Consider the following 24,893-nt stretch of genomic DNA (forward strand, 5'->3'; position numbering starts at 1 on the left):
GATTACGGTATTGAAGCGATTAGTGCTTCTTTTTGTAATCCGCAACCGCTGCTTTGATTGCATCTTCAGCAAGAATTGAACAGTGAACTTTCACTGGTGGCAACTCAAGCTCTTCTGCGATTTCAGAGTTTTTGATTGCAGCTGCTTCATCAATACTTTTACCTTTAACCCACTCAGTTACTAGTGAGCTAGAAGCGATTGCGCTACCGCAACCGTAAGTCTTGAATTTTGCGTCTTCAATAATACCTTCTGCAGATACTTTGATTTGCAGTTTCATTACGTCACCACAAGCTGGAGCGCCAACCATGCCGCTACCTACACTTGGGTCTTCTTTATCAAACGAACCTACGTTACGTGGGTTTTCGTAGTGATCAATTACTTTTTCGCTATATGCCATGATAGTTACCTCGAATCCTCTATTTCCGTGAGATTAGTGATGAGCCCACTCAACAGTGTTCAAATCAATCCCTTCTTTATACATATCCCATAGAGGAGACATGTCGCGTAATTTATTTACCGCTACACGAATTTGTGCAATCGCGTAGTCGATTTCTTCTTCCGTTGTAAAACGGCCGAATGAGAAACGTACTGAGCTGTGTGCCAGTTCATCGTTCAGGCCAAGAGCACGTAAAACGTATGAAGGCTCTAGGCTTGCTGATGTACATGCAGAACCTGATGATACTGCTAGGTCTTTAAGAGACATAAGCAGAGATTCACCTTCAACGAAAGCAAAGCTCACGTTTAGGTTGTGTGGTACACGTTGGTCTAAGTCGCCGTTTACGGTTACTGCTTCTAGATCTTGAACACCTTTCAATAGGCGCTCACGAAGTGCTAGTGCGTGATCGTAATCTTTCTGCATGTCTTGTTTAGCGATAGCAAACGCTTCGCCCATACCCACGATTTGGTGAGTAGCAAGCGTACCAGAACGGAAACCACGTTCATGACCGCCACCGTGCATTTGCGCTTCAAGACGAATACGTGGCTTACGACGAACGTACAAAGCACCGATGCCTTTAGGGCCGTATGCTTTGTGTGCAGACATAGAGATAAGATCAACTTTCATCTCTTTTACGTCTAGTGGGATTTTACCCGCAGACTGCGCCGCATCAACGTGGAAGATGATCTTGCGTGCACGACATAACTCGCCGATTGCACCGATATCTTGGATTACACCAATCTCGTTGTTTACGTGCATGATAGAAACTAGAACAGTATCTTCACGCATTGCAGACTGTAGCTTGTCTAGATCAATGATGCCGTTTGCTTCTGGCTCAAGGTAAGTAACCTCAAAACCTTCACGCTCTAGTTGGCGACATGGATCAAGAACCGCTTTGTGTTCTGTTTTACACGTGATTACGTGCTTACCTTTCTTCTCGTAAAAGTGCGCTGCACCTTTGATAGCAAGGTTGTCTGACTCTGTAGCACCTGACGTGAAAACAATTTCACGTGGGTCTGCATTTAGTAGATCGGCAATTTGCTCACGAGCATTATCTACTGATTCTTCTGCCTGCCAGCCGTAACGGTGTGAACGAGATGCAGGGTTACCGAAGTTACCGTCCATCGTCATGCACTGAACCATTTTTTCAGCAACACGTGGATCGACTGGGCATGTAGCTGAATAGTCAAAGTAAATAGGCAGTTTCATTTTCTACTCCAATGTAAAAACTGACCGCTAAGAGCGGGCATTAACACCGTGAGGTGCTGCACTAATCGTTGTAGTGCTCGTATTTTTATGTGCAAAACCATTATTAACCGCAAGATCGATATCTTGACGATCAGAAATCTGTAAAACTTCGTTATCTTTCATTAGCTCACCGAGCGTAATGTCGTTTAAGAAGCTGCTGATTCGGGAGCTTAAATCACGCCATAAAGTGTGAGTTAAACAACGACTACCACCTTGGCAGTCTGCTCGACCGTGACACTTAGTTGCGTCCACTGATTCGTCTACTGCAGCAATCACAGTTCCGACAGCGATGTCGCTCGCTTCAGCACCTAAACGGTAACCACCGCCAGGACCACGAACACTAGCAACTAAGCCAGCTTTACGTAACTTAGAAAATAGTTGTTCTAAGTAAGATAACGAGATGCCTTGTCGCTCTGAAATGTCAGCCAGAGGAACTGGGCTCTTTTGCGAATGCAGTGCTACATCTAGCATAGCTGTTACCGCATATCTTCCTTTAGATGTAAGTTTCATATCACACCGTATCCACATTGTTTATGTGGTTGGAATTTTCCCATACCCGACTAAATTGGTCAAGTATTTAGTTGACTATTTTAGTCAGGTATTCATCCCTACAAGCAGAGTGGGTTTTATTTGTCGTTTTTGCTCTTCTCAATTGAAGTCAAAATACCACGTAGAGTATTGATCTCTTGCAGTTCAGGACGAGCTCGGCTGAACAGACGACGTAGCTTGTTCATCACCTGACCCGGTTTATCCTTAGAGATAAATTGGGTATCAATGATCACTTTTTCAAGGTGTTCATAGAACATTTCTAGTTCTTCGTGACGTGGGTACTCATCTTGTTGCTGTGGCTGATATTGGCTCGCAACCATATCAAGGTGTGCCACGCGAACTTCATAGCTTAGCGTTTGCACAGCCATCGCTAGGTTCAATGAACTGTACTCAGGGTTGGCTGGGATACATACATGGAAGTGGCACTTCTGAAGCTCATCGTTAGTCAAGCCAGTGCGCTCACGGCCGAAGACTAATGCGACTGGGTGCTTTTGACCTTCAACGGCAAACTTTTGCCCGCACTCACGAGGCTCTAGCATTGGCCATTCAAGTGTTCTTGAACGAGCACTTGAACCGACCACCAAACCACAGTCTTTTACTGCTTCATCCAATGTAGACACAATGGTCGCGTTTTCTGCGATGTCACCAGCACCCGCAGCCAGTGCTAAGGTCTGCTCGTCAACTTCACATTGAGGGTCTACAAGAACTAATTGACTCAAACCCATCACTTTCATTGCGCGAGCTGCTGATCCGATATTCCCTGAATGAGACGTACCAACCAGAACGACTTTTACATTGTCTAACATGCTATATGACACCACTTTAAAAATAATCGCGAGATATTAACACATAGCTAAGTAAAATGGTCAGACCCTTCTCGTAATGTGAATTCAAGAGTTCAAAAAACAACCACTTCCCTTTTGCAAAAAATTTGGTATACTCGCCGCCGCTTTAAACTGTTCTTTAACATCTTGTGGGAAAAACCTATGCATCCAATGCTAAACATTGCGATACGCGCTGCGCGTAAAGCTGGCAACCATATTGCTAAATCTCTAGAAACAACTGATAAGATCGAATCGTCTCTAAAAGGTAACAACGATTACGTTACTAACATTGCTCAAGAAGCTGAGTACATGATTATTGAGACAATCAAATCATCTTACCCAGAGCACAGCATTATTTCTGAAGAGTCAGGCCTGACTGAAGGTAAAGATTCTGACGTACAATGGATCGTTGACCCACTAGATGGCACCAACAACTTTGTAAAAGGTTTCCCTCACTTCTCTGTATCTATTGCTGTTCGTATGAACGGTCGTACAGAAGTTGCTTGTGTTTATGACCCAATGCTAAACGAGCTATTCACAGCTCAACGTGGCTCTGGCGCTCAACTTAACAACGCTCGTATGCGTGTTACTCAACTTAAAGACCTTCAAGGTACTGTTCTAGCGACTGGTTTCCCATTCAAGCAAAAACAACACTCTGAATCTTTCATGAAGATCATCTCAGGTCTATTCGTTGATTGTGCGGACTTCCGTCGTACTGGCTCTCCAGCACTTGACCTATGTTACCTAGCGGCTGGCCGTGTTGACGGTTACCTAGAACTAGGCCTTAAGCCATGGGATCTAGCAGCTGGCGATCTAATCGCTCGTGAAGCTGGCGCTATCATGACTGACTTTGCTGGCGGTACTGATTACATGACGTCTGGTAATGTTGTTGCTTCAAGCGCACGTGGTGTTAAGTCTATTCTTAAGCACGTTCGTGAGAACTCTAACGAAGGTATGCTGAAGTAATTCAGACCTTACGTTAATGCTCCTTTTTTCAAGGGCGCATAGAAATTTCAAAGCCTCGCTATTGCGGGGCTTTTTTGTATCTGAGATACGAGATACGAGATACGAGATACGAGATACGAGCAAGATGGCGGTTAGTTGCGACGAGCACGATGCACTTCGCCGATAAATTACGTTGAGTTTATCGACAGAATACAGACGTAAAAAAACCGCTAGTTGCCTAGCGGTTTTTTTGGTTCAGCGAAAATTGTTAAGCCAAGGCCTAAGGCATTTCGTCAAACTCTTCACCTTCTTTATCCACTTGTGGTGGCATTAGGTGTTCACGCGTAATACCCAACTTCATAGCGAGTGCAGATGCAACGTAGATAGAAGAATAAGTACCAACGGTAATACCCAATAGAAGTGCAGTCGCGAAGCCGTGAATCATAGCACCGCCCTGAGCGAACAGCGCGATAACTACGAATAACGTTGTACCAGAAGTAATCAATGTACGGCTCAATGTTTGTGTGATTGAGCTGTTCAGTACTTCAGGTGCTTCACCCTTACGCATCTTACGAAAGTTCTCACGAATACGGTCAAATACGACTATGGTATCGTTGAGGGAATAACCGACTACCGTTAGCAAGGCTGCTACGATGGTAAGATCCACCTCAATTTGCATTAGAGAAAACACACCCAGTGTGATGATAACGTCGTGCGCCAGTGCTAATACCGCACCTGCTGCCAAACGCCATTCGAATCGCACTGACACATAGATCAAGATACAGATCAGAGAAACAAGGATAGCAAGGCCACCCGCTTCTGTTAGCTCGTCACCCACATTAGGGCCAACGAACTCGATACGACGCATCTCAACTTGCTCACCAGTACCATCTTTAATTGCAGACAGGATCTGGTTACCAAGCGTTTCGCCAGCAACACCGTCACGTGGACGTAAACGAACCATGACCTCACGTGCAGAACCAAAGTTCTGTACCGTTGCATCACCGAAACCTTCCGCTTCTAGTGCACTACGGATATCAGGTAGGTTTGCTGGTTGCTCAAAACCCACTTCAATCAGAGTACCACCGGTAAAATCTAGACCCCAATTCAACGATTTCGTTGTTAAGGTAAAGATGGCAGTACCAATCATCAAGATTGAGAATAAAAAGGCAACCTTTGACCAACGCATAAAGTCGATCATTTTTTCTGCTTTTAGAATCTGAAACATATTAATTCCTAGCCTTAGATCGACAGTTTCTTAACGCGTTTGCCGCCATACATCAGGTTCACGATACAACGTGTTCCGACAATAGCTGTAAACATTGAAGTTAAGATACCGATAGACAGCGTTACCGCGAAGCCTTTAATTGCACCTGTACCTACAGCAAATAGAATAATTGCTGTTAGTAGTGTGGTGATATTGGCATCGGCGATGGTGCTAAATGCGTTTGCATAACCTTGGTGAATCGCTTGTTGTGGACTGCGTCCATCTCGAAGTTCTTCACGTATACGCTCAAAGATAAGTACGTTGGCATCGACCGCCATACCAACCGTCAATACGATACCGGCAATACCTGGCAGAGTCATAGTAGCCCCCGGGATCATCGACATCACACCGATAATCAACACCAAGTTAGCCATCAGAGCAACGTTCGCAATCAAACCGAAAGTACGGTAGTAAAGCAGAGTAAACAACATTACTGCAGCCATACCCCAAACCATCGCCATGATACCCATATCGATGTTTTGTTGACCCATAGATGGACCAATCGTACGTTCTTCTACAATCGAGATAGGTGCAATCAATGCACCAGCACGCAGTAAAAGTGCCAAGTTATGAGCTTCAGCCGTTGAGTCGATACCCGTAATACGGAAGTTACGACCTAGCGCAGATTGAATCGTCGCTTGGTTGATCACTTCTTCGTGCTTACTTAAGATCACTCGACCTTCAGGTGTTTTACGACCACTGTCTTTGTACTCTGCAAATACCGTAGCCATAAGCTTACCGATATTCTGACGAGAGAATGTAGACATCTTGCTACCACCTTCGCTATCTAGCGAGATGTTAACTTGTGGACGACCATATTCATCTACACTTGAGCTTGCATCAGTAATACTTGAACCGCCTAGAATAACGCGCTTCTTAAGTACCACAGGGCGACCATCACGGTCTTGCTTGATTTCGCTACCCGCAGGGGCACGACCAGAAGCGGCAGCGGCTAAGTCAGCACTACTATCAACTTCACGGAACTCAAGTGTCGCCGTTGCACCAAGAATTTCTTTAGCGCGCGCCGTGTCTTGAACACCAGGCAATTCCACTACGATACGGCTAGCACCTTGACGTTGAACCAAAGGCTCAGCAACACCAAGTTCGTTAACACGGTTACGTAGAATGGTAATGTTTTGCTCTACTGCGTAGTTACGGATTTCTTGAAGACGAGCATCTGTAAAACGAGCAACCAAAGAGAAACGACCATTAGATTCTGAATCTACGAACGTCATATCTTGGTGCTTAGATTGCAGTAGCGATTTCGCTTCAGCAAGCTGCTCTTCGTTACGTAGAATCACTTCTACTGCATCTTTACCCGATGGGCGAATAGCACGGTAACGAATTTTTTCTTCACGGAGTTCACTACGGAAGGCTTCTTCTTGTTGGCCAACCAGCTTTTGCATCGCAGCATCCATATCCACTTCCATTAAGAAGTGAACACCACCACGTAGATCAAGACCCAGTTTCATTGGTGCAGCACCAATAGATTCAAGCCAATCAGGAGTTGAAGCCGCAAGGTTTAAAGCAACGATAACATCATCACCTAGTGCTTCTGTGATGATATCACGGGCACTAATTTGCGTATCTGTATCGTTAAAGCGAACAAGAATGGAACCGTTTTCTAGAGCAACGGATTTAGTAGAAAGGTTCTCTGCTTCCAGAGCATTGGTGACAGCATCCAGCGTAGACAGATCTACAGAGGCGCCACGCGCCCCTGTAACTTGAACTGCCGGATCTTCACCGTATATATTCGGAAGTGCGTACAACGCGGCGATAGCGATGGCAAACACCACCATCAAATACTTCCATAACGGATAACGGTTTAGCACAGCGAGGATCCTCTAGCTGTTTATAGTGATTTCAGAGTACCTTTTGGTAGCACTGCTGTAACGAAGTCTTTCTTGATAACAACTTCGTTGTTTGCGTTCAGTTCGATAGCAACGTAGTCGCTGTCTTCTGCAATCTTAGTAATCTTACCGATTAGACCGCCGCTTGTTAGAACTTCATCGCCTTTGCCCATAGAAGACATAAGGCTCTTATGCTCTTTTACGCGCTTAGCTTGTGGGCGGTAGATCATGAAGTAGAAGATCACAGCGAACATACCTAGCATGATAAGCATTTCGAAACCGCCGCCTGCTGGTGCACCTTCTACTGCTGCGTGAGCTTGAGAAATAAACATTAAAAACATCCTCTATTATATTTTGGTAATTGTTTGTCTAATTGGGTTGTATCCCTTTATTTTCAAGCCCCAACTCTCGGAAGAGAGATGGGGCTCGCAAAAAAAGAAATACTAAGATTCTTTACCTAACGGTGGCACTTCACGCCCCATTCTTGCGTAGAACTCAGCAACGAACTCTTCAAAACGGTCTTCATCAATAGATTGACGAATGTCTGACATAATTCGTTGGTAGAAACGCAGGTTATGAATCGTGTTCAGTCGAGCACCTAGGATTTCGTTACAACGATCCAAATGATGCAAGTACGACTTGCTGTAGTTCTTACAAGTGTAACAGTCACAATCTGAATCTAGTGGTGTTGTATCCGTTTTATGCTTCGCATTACGGATCTTGATCACACCTTCAGTGACAAACAGGTGGCCATTACGTGCATTTCGCGTTGGCATTACACAGTCAAACATGTCGATACCGCGACGAACACCTTCAACTAAGTCTTCAGGTTTGCCTACGCCCATTAGGTAACGTGGCTTATCTTCCGGCAGTTGAGGGCATGTGTGCTCAAGAATACGGTGCATGTCTTCTTTTGGTTCGCCTACTGCTAGGCCGCCAACAGCGTAACCGTCAAAACCAATTTCTGTTAGGCCTTTAACGGATACGTCACGAAGGTCTTCGTATACGCCACCTTGAACGATGCCGAATAGTGAGTTCGGGTTTTCTTGCTTGTCAAAGTGATTGCGTGAACGCTGAGCCCAACGAAGAGACATCTCCATTGAGTCTTTAGCTTCTTTATGCGTCGCAGGGTAAGGCGTACATTCGTCAAAGATCATTACGATGTCTGAGCCTAGATCCTTTTGGATTTCCATCGACTTTTCAGCGTCCATGAAGATCTTGTCACCGTTTACAGGGTTACGGAAGTGAACACCCTCTTCAGTGATTTTACGCGTCGCACCTAAACTGAATACTTGGAAACCGCCTGAATCAGTCAGGATAGGTCCTTTCCAATTCATGAAATCGTGCAAGTCACCGTGCAGTTTCATGATTTCTTGACCAGGGCGTAACCATAGGTGGAACGTATTACCTAGCAAGATTTCAGCACCTGTGTCTTTCACTTCTTCAGGTGTCATGCCTTTAACCGTACCGTAAGTACCTACAGGCATGAATGCTGGTGTTTCAACGCTACCACGTTCAAACTGAAGTTGACCACGACGTGCGCCGCTGTTTGTTTTTTTAAGTTCGTATTTTAATTTCACGAAGCCTCCAATATGCCAGAGAAACAATCTGACTGATAATTCAGAACCTTAAGCTAAACATAAGTTCAATCTAGCGAGTTCTATGAGGAGCGGTCGCGTATTCCTTGCGAGAGATTAGACAGACACCCTGCCCGACTCCTAGCTTACTGCTAGCACCCGTAAATTCTGCTTATATCGTTTATAACCAGCTAAAATTAGCTCGTTTTCTTATTGATGAACATCGCATCACCGTAGCTGAAGAAACGGTATTCGCTCTTCACTGCGTGATCGTATGCGCCCATCACATTGTCATAACCAGCAAATGCACTCACCAACATGATCAATGTTGATTCTGGTAAGTGGAAATTGGTAATCAAGCAATCCACCAACTGGTATTCATAACCAGGGAAGATGAAGATTTCTGTGTCACCAAAGAAAGGAACTAACTCAGTGCCATTTTTCAATGCATCTTGAGCCGCACTTTCTAGTGAACGCACAGAGGTTGTACCGACAGCGATAATGCGTCCGCCGCGAGCTTTTGCTGCTGCAACGGCATCAACCACTTCTTGCGGTACTTCAACGTACTCTGCGTGCATGTGGTGATCGTTAATATTATCTACTTTTACCGGCTGGAACGTGCCAGCACCAACGTGAAGCGTCACGTAAGCAAACTCGACACCTTTTTCTTTCATGCCAGCCATTAGCTTGTCATCAAAGTGAAGGCCTGCTGTTGGCGCTGCAACCGCACCCGGCTTTTCATTATAGACAGTCTGGTAGCGCTCTTTATCTGCATCTTCATCAGGACGATCGATGTAAGGAGGCAGTGGCATGTGACCAACACTGTTAAGAATTTCTAGAACGCTTTGATCGGAAGTGAAATGGATTTCAAACAACGCATCATGACGCGCTACCATTTCAGCTTCATACTCATCATTCTCACCAAGGAACAACTTCGTGCCCGGCTTCGGTGATTTAGAACAACGAACATGCGCAAGAATGCTTTTCTCATCGAGCATACGCTCCACTAGCACTTCAAGCTTACCGCCTGAGGCCTTGCGACCGAATACACGAGCAGGAATCACGCGAGTGTTATTAAAAACAACAAGATCGCCTGGCTCAACCAAGTCTAAAACGTCTTTAAACGAACCATCAGCTAGGTTACCGCTGTTGCCATCTAATTTAAGCAGGCGGCTTGCTGTGCGCTCCTCTTGAGGGTAGCGAGCAATGAGTTCATCTGGTAGGTCAAAGTGAAAATCTGAAACTTGCATGTTTGTAGTCTTGTCTTAGTTGATGAGATTTGTGCTGTTGACGAATAATAAATCATGGTTGCAGATCAATCGTTACGGTAAGTCAATCGTTACCAGAAACACATCACAAACACGACTAAAAATTTCGCAGTGGGCTAGTATAGGCACACGAGCCGCAATAGCAAGGTTTACAGCACTGGATTATTGTAAAGAGGCGTAAAATAATGCTACTGATTCACCACCTCAAACTAAAGAATTAGTTGCATAAAACTCACCCAAGAATGCGTCAGATCTCAGTTATTTTTTGGATAAAAAACTATAGTAATAGCAACAAATAAAAAAGAAGGAGGTTCGTATGATCAAGGTTGAAGATATGATGACTCGCAACCCTCATACCCTATTGCGCTCACACTCACTGGCCGATGCTAAGCACATGATGGAAGCGCTTGATATCCGCCATATTCCGGTCGTTGATTCCGACAGGCAACTACTTGGCGTCGTCACACAGCGAGACGTTCTAGCCGCTCAAGAATCCAGCCTACAAAACATCCCACAAGCTCAATCTTTTACTCTCGCTACTCCCCTCAACGACATCATGCACAAAAGTGTTATGTCAGTAGAGCCGCGTGCTGGGTTAAAAGAATCGGCTATCTATATGCAGAAACACAAAGTGGGCTGTTTACCTGTCGTAGAAAACCACGAACTAATAGGCATTATTACAGACAGCGATTTTGTCACGATAGCGATTAACTTATTAGAGCTACAGGAAGAAGTCGAGCCAGAAGAAGTCGAAAGTTAACCAGCGTTGTGCTATCCACTATCCCCCTAGAGCCTTTCAACCCAAGGCTCTTTACATGTCCAACTATCACATATTCACTGTGAAACTCACTACAGCCCTCATTTCTTCTTAAAGACCAGTTCCAAAGTTCAGGCCTCTCAATAAACCGACCTCACTTATTGTTCTTATATATGAGAATGTAAGGCTCTAATTAGATTTATTGATATATCTATCGTTTGGATAGTGTGAAAATTTGTTAACAATAAAAACAAACTGCCTTTCTGGGAATGATACTTATGAGTTTAAAGAAATTGCTGTCCTTGGGTTTTGGCGTAATTCTTGCGCTAATTTTGGTTATTTCAATCGTTGCTTCATTGCGCTTTTATCAATCGAGTGATGGGTTTAATACCTATCGTTCCCTAGCATTAACAAGCGTATCCACAGGGCGAATCCAAGCCAACATATTGGAAGCTCGTTTATCTGCATTAAAATATATAAAGAACCCTGTTGCATCGCATGCTTCAGAACTGGACAAGCGCATCACCACATCAATTCAATTGATCGACGAAGTGTTAGAGGCTCATCTTGACGACCTCCATAAGAATGAGTTCTTAGCGATAGAGAAGCAGCTTAAACAGTATAGCCAAGGATTTAGCCAGGTTGTTCAACTGGTCAATACTAGAAATAACTTAGTAAAAGAGAGCTTAGACCCATCAGGTTTAAAAATGCGACAAGCAGTGACTAACTTAATGACTCAAGCTTCTGCTGAAGAGGATTTAGAGGTTGCTGTCAGTTCAGGGCAACTTCAACAACATGTATTGTTATCACGATTGTATGCTTCTAAATTTTTGACTAGCAACAAAATAGAAGATGCTCAACGAGCTCAAAAAGAGTTTGCATCCGCCACATTTCTCGTAGAAACCATAGAATCTCAATTGATGTCAGCCGAGCAAATTCGTTACTTAGCTGATTTTAATAATGCCTTTAAAACCTACCGAGTCACTTTTTCAGAAGTTGTTAACACGATAAAGGAACGAAACAACATCGTTTCTGGCACCCTTGATGTTGCTGGTAGCAACGCAGCAAAAACAATTGAAGAAATCAAACTATCCACAAAGTCAAAACAAGACTCTGTAGGACCAAATATGGTTGAACGATTTTCAAGTGCTCAATTTATCTTAGGCGCACTTTCAGTCATTGTTATCGCTATCGCTCTTGGTATTGCAATCTCAATTTACCGAAGCGTATGGAAAGTCGTAGGGGGTGAGCCTAGCGAGATTCAATCGATTGTCGAAGAAGTTGCTTCAGGCGATCTTTCAAAACAGATTCCAGTAACAGGTAAAGAGACGGGTATATACGCCAACATTTTAGAAATGCGCCAAGAACTACGTCGCATCATCGATGGATTCCACCAAATTTCAGATAATGTTTCAGCGGCTTCAGTCGAGTTAACCGCCGTAATGAGCCAAACCGAGGGGAACGCTCAACAAGAACTGAGTCAAATGGAACAAATAGCAACAGCCATCAATGAGCTTTCTAGCACTGCGAATGAAGTCAGCCACAACGCTGCTAGTGCGGAGAACGCAGCAACTGGTGCAACTTCCAATGTCAAAGAGGGAGGAGTTTCACTCGATGCATCTGATGATATCTCTCGCAAGGTTGAAGACTCAATCGAAGAAACATCAAACATCGTCAATCAACTGCAAGAGTACTCGGTAGAGATCGGGACTGTAATTGAAGTGATCAACTCGATTTCCGAACAGACGAATTTGCTTGCGTTAAATGCAGCAATTGAAGCGGCACGAGCTGGTGAGCAAGGGCGTGGTTTTGCTGTCGTTGCTGATGAAGTTCGCTCTCTGGCGGCTAAAACACAACAATCAACTGTCGATATTCAAGAGATAATCTCTCGACTTCAAGCGCAAGCGAAAGATGCCAATCAATTCATGCAATCTAACTTATCGCTAGCCGTAGAGTCGCGTCATTACAGCGAACAGCTTAGAATTGCATTTGCATCAATAACTGAATCCGTTGGCCTGATTTCAGATATGAATACACAAGTAGCGACAGCATCTGAAGAGCAATCAGGAGTCACACAGGATATTTCACAAAATGTTTCTTTGACCTTTGATATCGTTCACCAAAATGTTTCAGGAATCAAACAAAGCAAGCAAGCGAGTGAAGAGCTTTCTTCATTAGCAGTGAAACAAAAAGACTTACTGAGCTTTTTCAAAATCTAACGCTATAGATAGCTTTCCAACGCCACAGTTTGTGGCGTTTTTTACTTCACATATAAGATAAAGTATAAAAAGCCTCATAAAACTATGAGGCTCAAAGTTAGGTTATCTTAAAAGGATAAGCGGTCCAGTGCCTCCCCCGCCGCATGTCTCTGCATTTCGTGAGTAGTATCGGTGCTTAATAATAAGCTCGATATCATCCAGCCCATCAAGATCAACAATGTCACCGTATTCATCACTCAGTTTCACTGACAACCTCCAACCAGAAGCCGCGACACTTCTCTCTTTAAAGGCATACGTTGGATTCAAAAACGCCGATTGACTCTCCTCGTCTGTCATGATGTTGGCTTTCATTTGCTGACGATAGCTATCTTTAGCGAAGAAGTTACCATTCGACACATCCCAGAAACGCGTTGAGTACGACACCAGTTCATCTTTAATGCCCGTCTCACCATCGATTAACGAGCCCGGTGTACGACTGCGCATGTAGTTGTTGCCCCCGTACGTCAAGTAAGCAGGGGTTATCTCTTCACCAGAGATGTCCATACTCACCTGCAAGTTAATACCAATGCCATCCAACTTATCCAAGTAAGTGCCCGCATCAGCTAAACAAGTGAGGTCATCATTGCCTGCAACGACTGGCCCTTGGAAGAAGTTCGAGCGTGGTAGCTCTTTCACGGTACTGAACTCTACCGTTAACCATTGGTCTTGCCCGATACGTTGAGTCAGTTGGGTTAACTTGGCTTTGAACGCTTCATCCGCCGTCAACATATCACCACTGCCATCCAAAGCCGGGTACCACATCGTTTTGCCTCGAAGCTTATCCACATAACCGAAGATGTGCTTTTTAACAGACAGAATATCCGTCGCCTCTTGGCTACTTCTTAGGTTACGAATGTCATCAAAACGCTGTAATTCCTTAAAGTATTCAATCAGCTGTGGGATATTTTGAATTTTAAATACAGACGCGCGATTAAACCCTTGCTCTGGAGCGACAAAGGCTTCTTGCCACTTGTACTCTAGCGCTTGAACGGCATAAAACATCCATTCTTGCAGCTCTGCAAACGCCAACTCGGCCTTCAATGCTTCTTTTGTCAGTACGCTGTAATGCACTGGGTTAGCATAGTAACGGTCTGCCTGTTGTTGCTGATTTTCGCCCAGCTGCGCAATCAGTCGCTCGGCTTCCGCACTGAACCCTGCTAACCTTTCGACTTCATAAGCCAAGTAGCTCATCGACTTCGCAATGTCTACTTCTGCCGTTTTTAACTCTAAAATGAGCGCTTTGATGCGCGCCTTAGAATTCACGTCAAGTAACCCGCGCTCAAGGCCTCGGATAGTTGCACGCTCTAACACCGCCAAGGTTTGTGTGTACTGAATAGCGTCATCACGCGGCACGTCTTTCAGGTCCTCTTTTAAACTGGCCAGCGCCGCCTGCACCAATGACAAATCGACGTTGCCCGTTTCGGTAACAAAGTTATCCAGAGTATCTAAATCTTCCTGTTCCAATAACTCACTAATATCGACAGTGGCTTTGCCTGACGATGAACCATCGCGCTCCGCATCTCGTTTCGCTTCAAGCAACTGACTCAACGACAACTCATTCTGACCAAACTGCACCATGATTTTATCAATCGCATCATGAATTTGCTTCTCTTGCTCAAGGCGCCCCATCTCAATGGTGATATTGCCTGTGATGGTCTGGCGTGCTTTCTGCGCTCTTTCGACGCCCAGCTTCGCCGCTTTAATGCTTTGTTGCTGTTGGGCAATTAAGCTACCTTTCCTCTGCGCTTCTGTTTGACTCGCGCACAATTTGTCACCTTGTCCTACCGTACAGCCCAGCACTTTAAACAGCTGGTTATTCAGCGCTTGCTGCTCGTTGGTAAAGGTCTGTCTGAACTGGTCGCGTTGGTAGCGGTAGTTCGTGGTCGCGTTTTTCGCCTCTTGCAGCGCTTTCTCTGCCGACGGTACTACGTCATACGCGCTGCTTTTGAGTAACATTTTAATCGCATCAAACGAGTCATAAACGGTGTGGTCTTTGTCTTTGTACCCTTGCAAGAACAAAACAAAGTCATCAGGAAGCCCTAGGTAGTTACCCTCGCCTTTTAACCACTGAATCACCGAGCCCAGTTTCATCGCAAGGCTATTCAGCTTCGCCTGCTCTGCAACCAGCATTGCGCTCACTTGCGCATCGCTGCCCAATAACAACTCAAGCTGCGTGGCTTTCAATGTCACACTGTTAAGCAGAGTTTGCGCCTCTGCGGCTAACGCTTGCATTGTATCGGTATTCGCGTACACCGCTTTGAGCTTACTCAGGTGCACTTGCTGCTCTAGTAAGGTGTTCATCATTTGATACACCAGCAGGGCATCTTTGTACCCCACCACCAAGGCTTCGTCTTCATAAATTGGAACGTATAGACCTTGAGCATTAAGGTATCGCGCACTGTGTAAATCACGCTGCGGTACTTGTGTCGCATACGCTTGTGGGTGGTTGTCGATAAGCGCCCAGTACTCATTCAAGCTACGCTGCAGAATATCAACGGCGTTTTGGTGGTACTGTTCAAGAATAACAGCTGAAAACTTATCATCATTTATCCAATAAATTCTGGCTTGGTCAATCGAGCGATTGGCTAAAATAAACTCGGCAGCCGCACGGTCGTAGTAAATATCAAACAGTATCTCTTTAAGGTAAGTTAAATCAGGCTGCAGTGCTGTAAAGCCTTCCACCACCTCAAGGGTATTGTCGGCTGTCGATTTCTCTGCATTAGCCCATAACTTCGCAAAATCTTGGCTTTGCTGCTCAGAGCTCATCGCAGACACAATCTCACCTAATTCTGGATCTAAGGCAAACATGCTATCCAGGTATCGAAATGCAGCTGACTGTTGTTGTTCAGTGTCATTAGAATAACGTGGGTATAACGCCGCCATCGTCTCTTCGATAGGAGATCTTCTTAACGCAGACTGGGATAAGGTAACTAGACAATGGTTATTAGTTAAACTGCCCTCACGACAATATTTGACTACTGTCTTAGTTAAAATCCTATTACATGAGCTTCCCGTTTTGTTATATCCGCTAGGACAATGACTCAATCGGGGTTTGTTGCCTTCTTTTTTTCTGACAACTTCATAACGACTACTTCCTTTTGAAGCTCCTTTATCATAAATCCACCCATCTGAATGTCGATACGGGAGGTTATTTATCCTGTCCTTCGTAAGCTTCCCTCCCTTCCAGCTTATAATATAATAACTGAATGACTCACTATTCCTGTGATTCCACGGGTTGTCGCGGTGAAAAACATATGAAGTGCTTCGGGAATAGCTTCTTTCTGTAATGATCCCTCGACACGAATTATTCTGCATTCGAAACCCGGAAGGACAAGAATAGGTAACACTTTGAGAAATATTTTTCGAGCAGCGTTGCTTATCTGAACTAAGGTTATATCCATTATCACATTTAGCTAAAACTGGTTTTGTGATTTTTTTTGTACAACTTAACCCTTGCTTATCAAACCCAGAAGGACAAGTGTGATAAACAAACTCATCGCCAAATGGATAAGGTGCATTATTATTGGCGGCCTGAGCCCCCCCTGATGGCATTATAAAGAGCGTAAAAAGCCCTACCAAACTACGTTTAGTATATTTCATGATTCTTCTTTTTATATTTTACAATGGTTAAGTAGCTTTAAATTACCGACTACTGCTTGCTCCATTAAAGCGCCCCATTATTTATTAAGTATGATAACGGGTTTAATTAGATATTCATTCTCCCCTAGCCAACTAAGTCGAAAACCATAATAGGAAACTTAATAATCGTTAATCGAGTATTTTTATAAGGTGAACATCCAACCCAAAACAATAACTAAAAAATCGAGTTACATTTAATAGATTTTAAATTATCCACACAACCAAACAATACATCAATACATATAAATGATGATTATCATTAGCATGACTTGAGTTGCATTTATTTACGATAAAAATGATAGATAAAACAATAAAAACCAGAACACAATACTGATATTGAACTCATGTATTAATGTTTTATGGAGATGTTTACTATTAGGAATGACTGGGGATTGATATACAACACTCAGTGTTGAAATAAGGTTATTCTTCAAATTTAACTTAGAATGAAAAATTGATCTTTCGATATAAAAAAGAGCCTCATAAAACTATGAGGCTCACGTTAGATTATCTTAAAAGGATAAGCGGTCCAGTGCCTCCCCCGCCACACGTCTCTGCATTTCGTGAGTAGTATCGGTGCTTAATAATAAGCTCGATATCATCCAGCCCATCAAGATCAACAATGTCACCGTATTCATCACTCAGTTTCACTGACAACCTCCAACCAGAAGCCGCGACACTTCTCTCTTTAAAGGCATACGTTGGATTCAAAAACGCCGATTGACTCCCCTCGTCGGTCATGATGTTGGCACTCATTTGCTGGCGATAGCTGTCTTTAGCAAAGAAGTTACCATTCGACACATCCCAGAAGCGCGTAGAGTACGACACCAGCTCATCTTTGATGCCCGTTTCATCATCAGTTAACGAGCCCGGTGTACGGCTGCGCATGTAGTTGTTGCCCCCGTACGTCAAGTAAGCAGGGGTAGAATCTTCACCAGAGATGTCCATACTCACCTGCAAGTTAATACCAATGCCATCCAACTTATCCAAGTAAGTGCCCGCATCCGCTAAACAGGTTAGGTCATCATTACCTGCAACGACTGGCCCTTGGAAGAAGTTCGAGCGTGGTAACTCTTTCACTGTACTGAACTCTACCGTTAACCATTGGTCTTGACCGATACGTTGAGTCAGTTGGGTTAACTTGGCTTTGAACGCTTCATCCGCCGTCAACATATCACCACTGCCATCCAAAGCCGGGTACCACATCGTTTTACCTCGAAGCTTATCCACATAACCGAAAACGTGTTTCTTCACCGACAGAGTATCCGTCGCCTCTTGGCTTGTTCTCAGATTACGAATGTCATCAAAACGCTGTAACGCTTTAAAGTATTCAACCAGCTGTGGGATTGTTTGAATTTTAAAGACCGACGCGCGATTGAACCCTTTACCTGGCGCAACAAAGGCTTCTTGCCACTTGTACTCCAGCGCTTGAACGGCATAGAACATCCACTCTTGCAGCTCTGCAAACGCCAACTCTGCGTTCAATGCTTCTTTTGTCAGTACGCTGTAATGCACTGGGTTAGCATAGTAACGGTCTGCCTGTTGTTGCTGGTTTTCACCCAGCTGTGCAATCAGTCGCTCGGCTTCAGCACTGAACCCTGCCAGCCTTTCCACTTCATAAGCCAAGTAGCTCAGCGACTTCGCGATGTCCACTTCGGCCGCTTTGAGCTCTAACATGAGCGCTTTAATGCGTGCCTTAGAATTCACGTCAAGTAAACCACGCTCAAGACCTCGGATAGTCGCACGCTCTAACACCGCCAAGGTTTGTGTGTACTTAATGGCGTCATCACGCGGCACGTCTTTCAGGTCCTCTTTTAAACTGGCCAGCGCTGCTTGCACCAATGACAAATCTACGTTGCCCGTTTCGGTAACAAAGTTATCCAGAGTATCTAAATCTTCCTGTTTCAATAACTCACTAATATCGACAGTGACTTTTCCTGATGATGAACCATTGCGCTCCGCATCTCGTTTCGCTTCAAGCAACTGACTCAAAGACAACTCATTCTGACCAAACTGCACCATGATTTTATCAATCGCATCATGAACTTGCTTCTCTTGCTCAAGACGCTCCATCTCAATAGTGATATTGCCTTCGATAGTCTGACGTGCTTTCTGTGCTCGCTCGACGCCCAGCGTCGCGGCTTTAATGCTTTGTTGCTGCTGGGCAATTAAGCTGCCTTTTCTCTGCGCTTCTGTCTGGCTCGCGCACAGGTTGTCGCCTTGTCCTACTGTACAACCCAACAGCTTAAACAGCTGGTTATTCAGCGCTTGCTGCTCGTTAGCAAAGGTCTGTCTGAACTGGTCGCGTTGGTAACGGTAGTTTGTATTTGCGTTTTTCGCCTCTTGCAGCGCTTTCTCTGCCGACGGTACTACGTCATACGCGCTGCTTTTGAGTAACGTTTTAATCGCGTCAAACGAGTCATACACGGTGTTGCCTTTGTCTTTGAACCCTTGCAGGAACAGGACAAAATCATCCGGAAGCCCTAGATAGTTACCCTCGCCTTTTAACCACTGAATCACCGAGCCCAATTTTATGGCAAGGCTGTTGAGTTTTGCCTGCTCTGTAACCATCATGGCGTTCACTTGCGCATCGCTGCCCAATAGCTGCTCAAGCTGTGTGGCTTTCGACGTCACACCGTTAAGCAGAGTTTGCGCTTCTGCCGCTAACGCTTGCATGGTATCGGTATTCGCATAGACCGCTTTGAGCTTACTCAGGTGCACTTGCTGCTCTAGTAGGGTGTTCATCATTTGATACACCAGCAGAGCGTCTTTGTAGCCCACCACCAAGGCTTCGCCTTCAAATATAGGAGAATGTTGGCCTTGACCATTAAGGTATCGCGCACTCTGTAAATCACGCTGCGGTAATTGTGTCACATACGCTTGTGGGTGATTATCGATAAGCGACCAGTATTCATTCAAGCTACGCTGTAGAATATCAACGGCGTTTTGGCGACTTAGCTCAAGGCTAGCCACCGATACATCTGCATCATTTATCCAGTCGATTCGAGCTTGGTCAATCGAACGGTTAGCTAAAATAAATTCGGCAGCCGCACGGTCGTAGTAAATATCAAACAGTATCTCTTTAAGGTAAGATAAATCCGGCTGCAGTGCTGCAAAGCCCTCCACCACCTCAAGAGCATTATCGGCTGTCGACTTCTCCGTATTGGCCCATAGCTTAGAAAAATCTTGGCTTTGCTGCTCAGAGCTCATCGTAGACACAATATCGCCTAGCTCTGGGTCTAAGGTAAACATGTTATCAAGGTAGCGGAATGCGGCTGACTGTTGTTGTTCAGTGTCATTAGAATAACGTGGGTATAACGCCGCCATCGTCTCTTCGATAGGGGAGTGGCGTAGCGGTGAAACCACACAGCTGTTACTGTTTAAGCTCCCTGAAGGACAGTGTTTAATGACAGGCTTAGTCACTGTTTTTTTACAGCTACTGCCTGATTTAGTGTATCCACTAGGACAAACGCTGGTTTTATTTTTCCCAACTATTTTCCATCGTTCTACTTTCGAGGGGCGCCCTCTCCCTACAGCATCGCCTTTTCTATAATTCCAACCATCTTTGTATAATCCCCATCCGAGAATAAGCTGATGCTCTCTAAATAAAACCTGCCCTTTCCATGCAACAGTAGCAACCATGAATTTAAAATGAGGAGTCTCTTTAAGGGACTCGCTCCAGTAAGAACTGTTCGCTTTGTAATCCACCTCTTCAATGGTTTTAATACAATCCTTAGAACTCCATGGATAAGGAGAATTCGACTTCTGATGCTCCGAATAACCACTTGGACAAACACGTGTCACGTTTTTGGTCATTGTCTTCGTACAATTCTGCTTATTAGAACCCATACTGTACCCCGCATCACACTTTAATGATGCTGGTTTTAAACAACTCATGCCTTGTTTATCAAACCCAGAAGGACAAGTGTGGTAAACAAACTCCTCGCCAAATGGATAAGGCGCATTATTATTGGTGGCCTGAGCCACACCCGACTGCATTATTAAGAGCGTAAAAAGCCCTACCAAACTTCGTTTAGTATATTTCATCATTCTTCTTTTTATATTTAATTATGGTTAAGTAGCTTTAAATCATCGGCTACTGCTTGCTCCATTAAAACGCCCCATCATTTATTAAGCATGCCAACAGGTTTAATTAGGTATTCATCCTCTCTTGGCCAACTAAGTCGGAAACCATAATAGTAAACTTAACAATAGTTAACCGAGTATTTTTATGGGGTGAACACAAAAAAACAATAACTAAAAACAATCGAGTTACATTTAATAGATTGCAAATTATCCACACAACTAAATATTGCCTCAACAACTATTGATAATAATTATCATTAGCATGACTTTCGTTACATTTATTTACGATAAAAATGATAGATAAAACAATAAAAACTAGAACGCAATACCGATATTGAACTCATGTATTAATATTTTATGGAGATATTTACTATTAGGAAGGGCTGGGTATTGATATACAACACTCAGTGTTGAAATAAGGTTATTCTTCAAATCTAACTTAGAATGAAAAATTGATTCTCGATATAAAAAGAGCCTCATAAAACTATGAGGCTCTAACGTTGATTATCTTAATAGGATGAGTGGACCTGAGTCTCCCCCGCCACACGTCTCTGCATTGCGTGAGTAGTATCGGTGCTTAATAATAAGCTCGATATCATCCAGCCCATCAAGATCAACAATGTCACCGTATTCATCACTCAGTTTCACTGACAACCTCCAACCAGAAGCCGCGACACTTCGCTCTTTAAAGGCATACGTTGGATTCAAAAACGCCGATTGACTCTCTTCGTCGGTCATGATGTTGGCACTCATTTGCTGGCGATAGCTATCTTTAGCAAAGAAGTTACCATTCGACACATCCCAGAAGCGCGTAGAGTACGACACCAGTTCATCTTTGATGCCCGTTTCATCATCGGTTAACGACCCCGGCATACGACTGCGCATGTAGTTGTTGCCCCCGTACGTCAAGTAAGCAGGGGTAGAATCTTCACCAGAGATGTCCATACTCACCTGCAAGTTAATACCAATGCCATCCAACTTATCCAAGTAAGTGCCCGCATCCGCTAAACAAGTGAGGTCATCATTACCTGCAACGACTGGCCCTTGGAAGAAGTTAGAGCGTGGTAGCTCTTTCACGGTACTGAACTCTACCGTTAACCATTGGTCTTGCCCGATACGTTGAGTCAGTTGGGTTAACTTGGCTTTGAACGCTTCATCCGCCGTCAACATATCACCACTGCCATCCAAAGCCGGGTACCACATCGTTTTACCTCGAAGCTTATCCACATAACCGAAGATGTGTTTCTTCACCGACAGAGTATCCGTTGCCTCTTGGCTGCTTCTTAGATTACGAATGTCATCAAAACTCTGTAATTCCTTAAAGTATTCAATCAGCTGTGGGATATTTTGAATTTTAAATACCGACGCACGATTAAACCCATGCTCTGGGGAAATAAAGGCTTCTTGCCATTTGTACTCTAGCGCTTGAACGGCATAAAACATCCACTCTTGCAGCTCTGCAAACGCCAACTCGGCCTTCAATGCTTCTTTTGTCAGTACGCTGTAATGCACTGGGTTAGCATAGTAACGGTCCGCTTGTTGTTGCTGGTTTTCGCCCAACTGCGCAATCAGTCGCTCGGCTTCCGCACTGAACCCTGCTAACCTTTCGACTTCATAAGCCAAGTAGCTCAGCGACTTCGCGATGTCTACTTCTGCCGTTTTTAACTCTAAAATGAGCGCTTTTATGCGCGCCTTAGAATTAACGTCAAGTAACCCGCGCTCAAGGCCTCGAATGGTTGCACGCTCTAACACCGCCAAGGTTTGTGTGTACTTGATAGCGTCATCACGCGGCACGTCTTTTAGGTCCTCTTTTAAGCTGGCCAGCGCTGCTTGCACCAATGACAAATCTACGTTGCCCGTTTCGGTAACAAAGTTATCCAGAGTATCTAAATCTTCCTGTTTCAATAACTCACTAATATCAACAGTGACTTTGCTTGACGATGAACCATCGCGCTCCGCATCTCGTTTCGCTTCAAGCAACTGACTCAAAGACAACTCATTCTGACCAAACTGCACCATGATTTTATCAATCGCATCATGAATTTGCTTCTCTTGCTCAAGGCGCTCCATCTCAATGGTGATATTGCCTGTGATGGTCTGGCGTGCTTTCTGCGCTCTTTCGACGCCCAGCTTCGCCGCTTTAATGCTTTGTTGCTGTTGGGCAATTAAGCTACCTTTCCTCTGCGCTTCTGTCTGGCTCGCGCACAGGTTGTCGCCTTGCCCCACAGTACAACCCAGCACTTTAAACAGCTGGTTATTGAGCGCTTGCTGCTCGTTGGTAAAGGTCTGTCTGAACTGGTCGCGTTGGTAGCGGTAGTTCGTGGTCGCGTTTTTCGCCTCTTGCAGCGCTTTCTCTGCCGATGGCACTACGTCATACGCGCTGCTTTTGAGTAACATTTTAATCGCATCAAACGAGTCATAAACGGTGTGGTCTTTGTCTTTGTACCCTTGCAAGAACAAAACAAAGTCATCAGGAAGCCCTAGGTAGTTACCCTCGCCTTTTAACCACTGAATCACCGAGCCCAGTTTCATCGCAAGGCTATTCAGCTTCGCCTGCTCTGCAACCAGCATTGCGCTCACTTGCGCATCGCTGCCCAATAGCTGCTCAAGCTGTGTGGCTTTCGACGTCACACTGTTAAGCAGAGTTTGCGCTTCTGCCGCTAACGCTTGCATGGTATCGGTATTCGCGTAGACCGCTTTGAGCTTACTCAGGTGCACTTGCTGCTCTAGTAGGGTGTTCATCATTTGATACACCAGCAGGGCATCTTTGTACCCCACCACCAAGGCTTCGCCTTCAAAGATAGGTGAATGTTGGCCCTGACCATTAAGGTATCGCGCACTCTGTAAATCACGCTGCGGTAATTGCGTCACATACGCCTGTGGGTGATTATCGATAAGCGACCAGTACTCATTCAAGCTACTCTGTAGAATATCAACGGCGTTTTGACGGCTTCGCTCAAGGCTAGCGACCGAGACGTCTGCATCATTAACCCAATCGATTCGAGCTTGGTCAATCGAACGGTTAGCTAAAATAAATTCGGCAGCCGCACGGTCGTAGTAAACATCAAACAGTATCTCTTTAAGGTAAGGTAAATCCGGCTGCAGTGCTGCAAAGCCTTCCACCACCTCAATGGCATTATCGGCTGTCGACTTCTCCGCATTAGCCCATAACGTAGAAAAATCTTGGCTCAGTCCCGCAGAGCTCATCGTAGACACAATATCGCCTAGCTTTGGGTCTAAGGTAAACATGTTATCGAGGTAGCGGAATGCGGCTGACTGTTGTTGTTCAGTGTCATTAGAATAACGTGGGTATAACGCCGCCATCGTCTCTTCGATAGGGGAGTGGCGTAGCGGTGACACCACACAACGACCGCTGTTTAAACTACCAGAAGGGCAGTATTTCTTCGCGGCAACTTGATTACGGCAGGTTCCTGAATGCTTTTTATAACTAGATGGGCACTGCGCTAGCCTATTTTGAACAATTGTTTTTGTTCTCTTTATATAATGAAAAGCATCCCAAGCCTTCGGGTAATGAGGACCTGCCTCATATAGCCAACCATCTCTCGATAAGTAAGAACTATTTGGACCATCGTATATTAGCCCTCCCCAAAAAAGCCTCCATTTATTATTAAAATTCGCCGCCATAGAAGAGCGGGTTCCATCAACGTGATATCTACTTTCAGTGATAGTTTTATTACACTTATTACCCTGCATGGTGAAGCCTGTGGGACACTTATAAGTAATCCTGGTAGTTTTGGTACAAACCTTTTGCCCACGATCTAGGCTATACCCCGAATCACATTTTAAAGACGCGGGTTTTAAACAACTCATACCTTGTTTATCAAACCCAGAAGGACAAGTGTGATAGACAAACTCATCACCAAATGGATAAGGTGTATTATTGGCGGCCTGAACCCCCCCTGATGGTATTATTAAGAGCGTAAAAAGCCCTACCAAACTGCGTTTAATATAATTCATAATTATTCTTTTATTTATTGACGATTGAAACAATAAAGACAAAACCATTAGCTCTGTCATATCTTAAAGTTGCCTTATTTATACCCTACCCTGTCTCTCCCTCTATAAAAATATCACTAAATAACCCTATCAAATAACAAAAAGCTCAATACAAAAAATCCCATATAAATAACAAAAAGCACAATAACAAAATCATATTTATATTAATTAT

The 24,893-nt window shown here is 44.4% G+C and carries 15 protein-coding genes; 3 read left to right on the forward strand and 12 right to left on the reverse strand.

Annotated elements, in window-relative coordinates:
* Nucleotides 1-19: 19 nt before the first annotated feature.
* From iscU to trmJ, 4 genes are all read right to left on the reverse strand, one after another.
* Nucleotides 20-397: a Fe-S cluster assembly scaffold IscU gene (iscU, locus tag AACU28_RS21595; RefSeq protein WP_004735094.1), complete on the reverse strand. Its 378-nt coding sequence runs from the start codon at nt 395-397 to the stop codon at nt 20-22.
* A 33-nt stretch (nt 398-430) separates the two neighbouring features.
* Nucleotides 431-1,645 carry an IscS subfamily cysteine desulfurase gene (locus AACU28_RS21600; protein WP_004735093.1) on the reverse strand — a complete coding sequence of 405 codons (1,215 nt, stop codon included), beginning with the start codon at nt 1,643-1,645 and terminating at the stop codon, nt 431-433.
* Nucleotides 1,646-1,672: 27 nt separating this feature from the next.
* On the reverse strand, nt 1,673-2,194 hold the full coding sequence (gene iscR / locus AACU28_RS21605) for a Fe-S cluster assembly transcriptional regulator IscR (RefSeq protein ID WP_017079865.1): 522 nt from the start codon (nt 2,192-2,194) through the stop codon (nt 1,673-1,675).
* Nucleotides 2,195-2,310: 116 nt separating this feature from the next.
* Nucleotides 2,311-3,039 (reverse strand): tRNA (cytosine(32)/uridine(32)-2'-O)-methyltransferase TrmJ, encoded by a 729-nt coding sequence (gene trmJ, locus AACU28_RS21610; protein ID WP_004735091.1) that lies wholly within the window; start codon nt 3,037-3,039, stop codon nt 2,311-2,313.
* A gap of 180 nt (nt 3,040-3,219) precedes the next feature.
* Between trmJ and suhB the strand changes: the two genes are divergently transcribed.
* A complete protein-coding gene (gene suhB, locus AACU28_RS21615) occupies nt 3,220-4,023 on the forward strand; it encodes an inositol-1-monophosphatase (RefSeq protein ID WP_004735090.1) in 804 nt (267 codons plus the stop codon).
* 259 nt (nt 4,024-4,282) lie between these two features.
* Here the strand turns inward: suhB and secF are convergent, their stop codons facing one another.
* From secF to queA, 5 genes are all read right to left on the reverse strand, one after another.
* Complete coding sequence (gene secF / locus AACU28_RS21620; RefSeq protein WP_004735089.1) at nt 4,283-5,230, reverse strand: protein translocase subunit SecF; 948 nt, start codon at nt 5,228-5,230, stop codon at nt 4,283-4,285.
* Between the two features lie 14 nt (nt 5,231-5,244).
* Nucleotides 5,245-7,101: a protein translocase subunit SecD gene (gene secD, locus AACU28_RS21625; protein ID WP_004735088.1), complete on the reverse strand. Its 1,857-nt coding sequence runs from the start codon at nt 7,099-7,101 to the stop codon at nt 5,245-5,247.
* 20 nt (nt 7,102-7,121) lie between these two features.
* Nucleotides 7,122-7,451 carry a preprotein translocase subunit YajC gene (gene yajC / locus AACU28_RS21630; protein ID WP_004735087.1) on the reverse strand — a complete coding sequence of 110 codons (330 nt, stop codon included), beginning with the start codon at nt 7,449-7,451 and terminating at the stop codon, nt 7,122-7,124.
* A 111-nt stretch (nt 7,452-7,562) separates the two neighbouring features.
* Nucleotides 7,563-8,699: a tRNA guanosine(34) transglycosylase Tgt gene (gene tgt, locus AACU28_RS21635; protein WP_004735086.1), complete on the reverse strand. Its 1,137-nt coding sequence runs from the start codon at nt 8,697-8,699 to the stop codon at nt 7,563-7,565.
* 194 nt (nt 8,700-8,893) lie between these two features.
* Nucleotides 8,894-9,946, reverse strand: coding sequence for a tRNA preQ1(34) S-adenosylmethionine ribosyltransferase-isomerase QueA (gene queA / locus AACU28_RS21640; RefSeq protein ID WP_017092445.1), 1,053 nt, complete (start codon nt 9,944-9,946; stop codon nt 8,894-8,896).
* 334 nt (nt 9,947-10,280) lie between these two features.
* On the opposite strand from queA, the gene AACU28_RS21645 reads away from it, so the two are divergent.
* Both AACU28_RS21645 and AACU28_RS21650 read left to right on the forward strand, forming a co-directional pair.
* On the forward strand, nt 10,281-10,724 hold the full coding sequence (locus AACU28_RS21645; RefSeq protein ID WP_017095409.1) for a CBS domain-containing protein: 444 nt from the start codon (nt 10,281-10,283) through the stop codon (nt 10,722-10,724).
* Between the two features lie 275 nt (nt 10,725-10,999).
* Complete coding sequence (locus tag AACU28_RS21650; RefSeq protein ID WP_121603578.1) at nt 11,000-12,940, forward strand: HAMP domain-containing methyl-accepting chemotaxis protein; 1,941 nt, start codon at nt 11,000-11,002, stop codon at nt 12,938-12,940.
* A gap of 102 nt (nt 12,941-13,042) precedes the next feature.
* On the opposite strand, the gene AACU28_RS21655 is transcribed toward AACU28_RS21650, so the two are convergent.
* The 3 genes from AACU28_RS21655 to AACU28_RS21665 all read right to left on the reverse strand — a co-directional run bounded on the left by AACU28_RS21655 (nt 13,043) and on the right by AACU28_RS21665 (nt 24,028).
* A complete protein-coding gene (locus tag AACU28_RS21655; protein ID WP_102454564.1) occupies nt 13,043-15,862 on the reverse strand; it encodes a hypothetical protein in 2,820 nt (939 codons plus the stop codon).
* Between the two features lie 1,263 nt (nt 15,863-17,125).
* Nucleotides 17,126-19,945, reverse strand: coding sequence for a hypothetical protein (locus tag AACU28_RS21660; protein WP_121603579.1), 2,820 nt, complete (start codon nt 19,943-19,945; stop codon nt 17,126-17,128).
* Between the two features lie 1,263 nt (nt 19,946-21,208).
* On the reverse strand, nt 21,209-24,028 hold the full coding sequence (locus AACU28_RS21665; protein WP_121603580.1) for a hypothetical protein: 2,820 nt from the start codon (nt 24,026-24,028) through the stop codon (nt 21,209-21,211).
* Between the last annotated feature and the right edge of the window lie 865 nt (nt 24,029-24,893).

Origin of the sequence: Vibrio sp. SBT000027, assembly GCF_963894355.1 — a bacterium.
Taxonomy (GTDB): Bacteria; Pseudomonadota; Gammaproteobacteria; order Enterobacterales; family Vibrionaceae; genus Vibrio; species Vibrio splendidus.

Excerpts from the sequence above, each read along its gene's own strand:
- iscU (WP_004735094.1), bottom strand. The coding sequence starts at position 397 with ATGGCATATAGCGAAAAAGTAATTGATCACTACGAAAACCCACGTAAC.
- AACU28_RS21600 (WP_004735093.1), bottom strand. The coding sequence starts at position 1,645 with ATGAAACTGCCTATTTACTTTGACTATTCAGCTACATGCCCAGTCGAT.
- iscR (WP_017079865.1), bottom strand. The coding sequence starts at position 2,194 with ATGAAACTTACATCTAAAGGAAGATATGCGGTAACAGCTATGCTAGAT.
- trmJ (WP_004735091.1), bottom strand. The coding sequence starts at position 3,039 with ATGTTAGACAATGTAAAAGTCGTTCTGGTTGGTACGTCTCATTCAGGG.
- suhB (WP_004735090.1), top strand. The coding sequence starts at position 3,220 with ATGCATCCAATGCTAAACATTGCGATACGCGCTGCGCGTAAAGCTGGC.
- secF (WP_004735089.1), bottom strand. The coding sequence starts at position 5,230 with ATGTTTCAGATTCTAAAAGCAGAAAAAATGATCGACTTTATGCGTTGG.
- yajC (WP_004735087.1), bottom strand. The coding sequence starts at position 7,451 with ATGTTTATTTCTCAAGCTCACGCAGCAGTAGAAGGTGCACCAGCAGGC.
- queA (WP_017092445.1), bottom strand. The coding sequence starts at position 9,946 with ATGCAAGTTTCAGATTTTCACTTTGACCTACCAGATGAACTCATTGCT.
- AACU28_RS21645 (WP_017095409.1), top strand. The coding sequence starts at position 10,281 with ATGATCAAGGTTGAAGATATGATGACTCGCAACCCTCATACCCTATTG.
- AACU28_RS21650 (WP_121603578.1), top strand. The coding sequence starts at position 11,000 with ATGAGTTTAAAGAAATTGCTGTCCTTGGGTTTTGGCGTAATTCTTGCG.
- AACU28_RS21655 (WP_102454564.1), bottom strand. The coding sequence starts at position 15,862 with ATGGCGGCGTTATACCCACGTTATTCTAATGACACTGAACAACAACAG.
- AACU28_RS21660 (WP_121603579.1), bottom strand. The coding sequence starts at position 19,945 with ATGGCGGCGTTATACCCACGTTATTCTAATGACACTGAACAACAACAG.
- AACU28_RS21665 (WP_121603580.1), bottom strand. The coding sequence starts at position 24,028 with ATGGCGGCGTTATACCCACGTTATTCTAATGACACTGAACAACAACAG.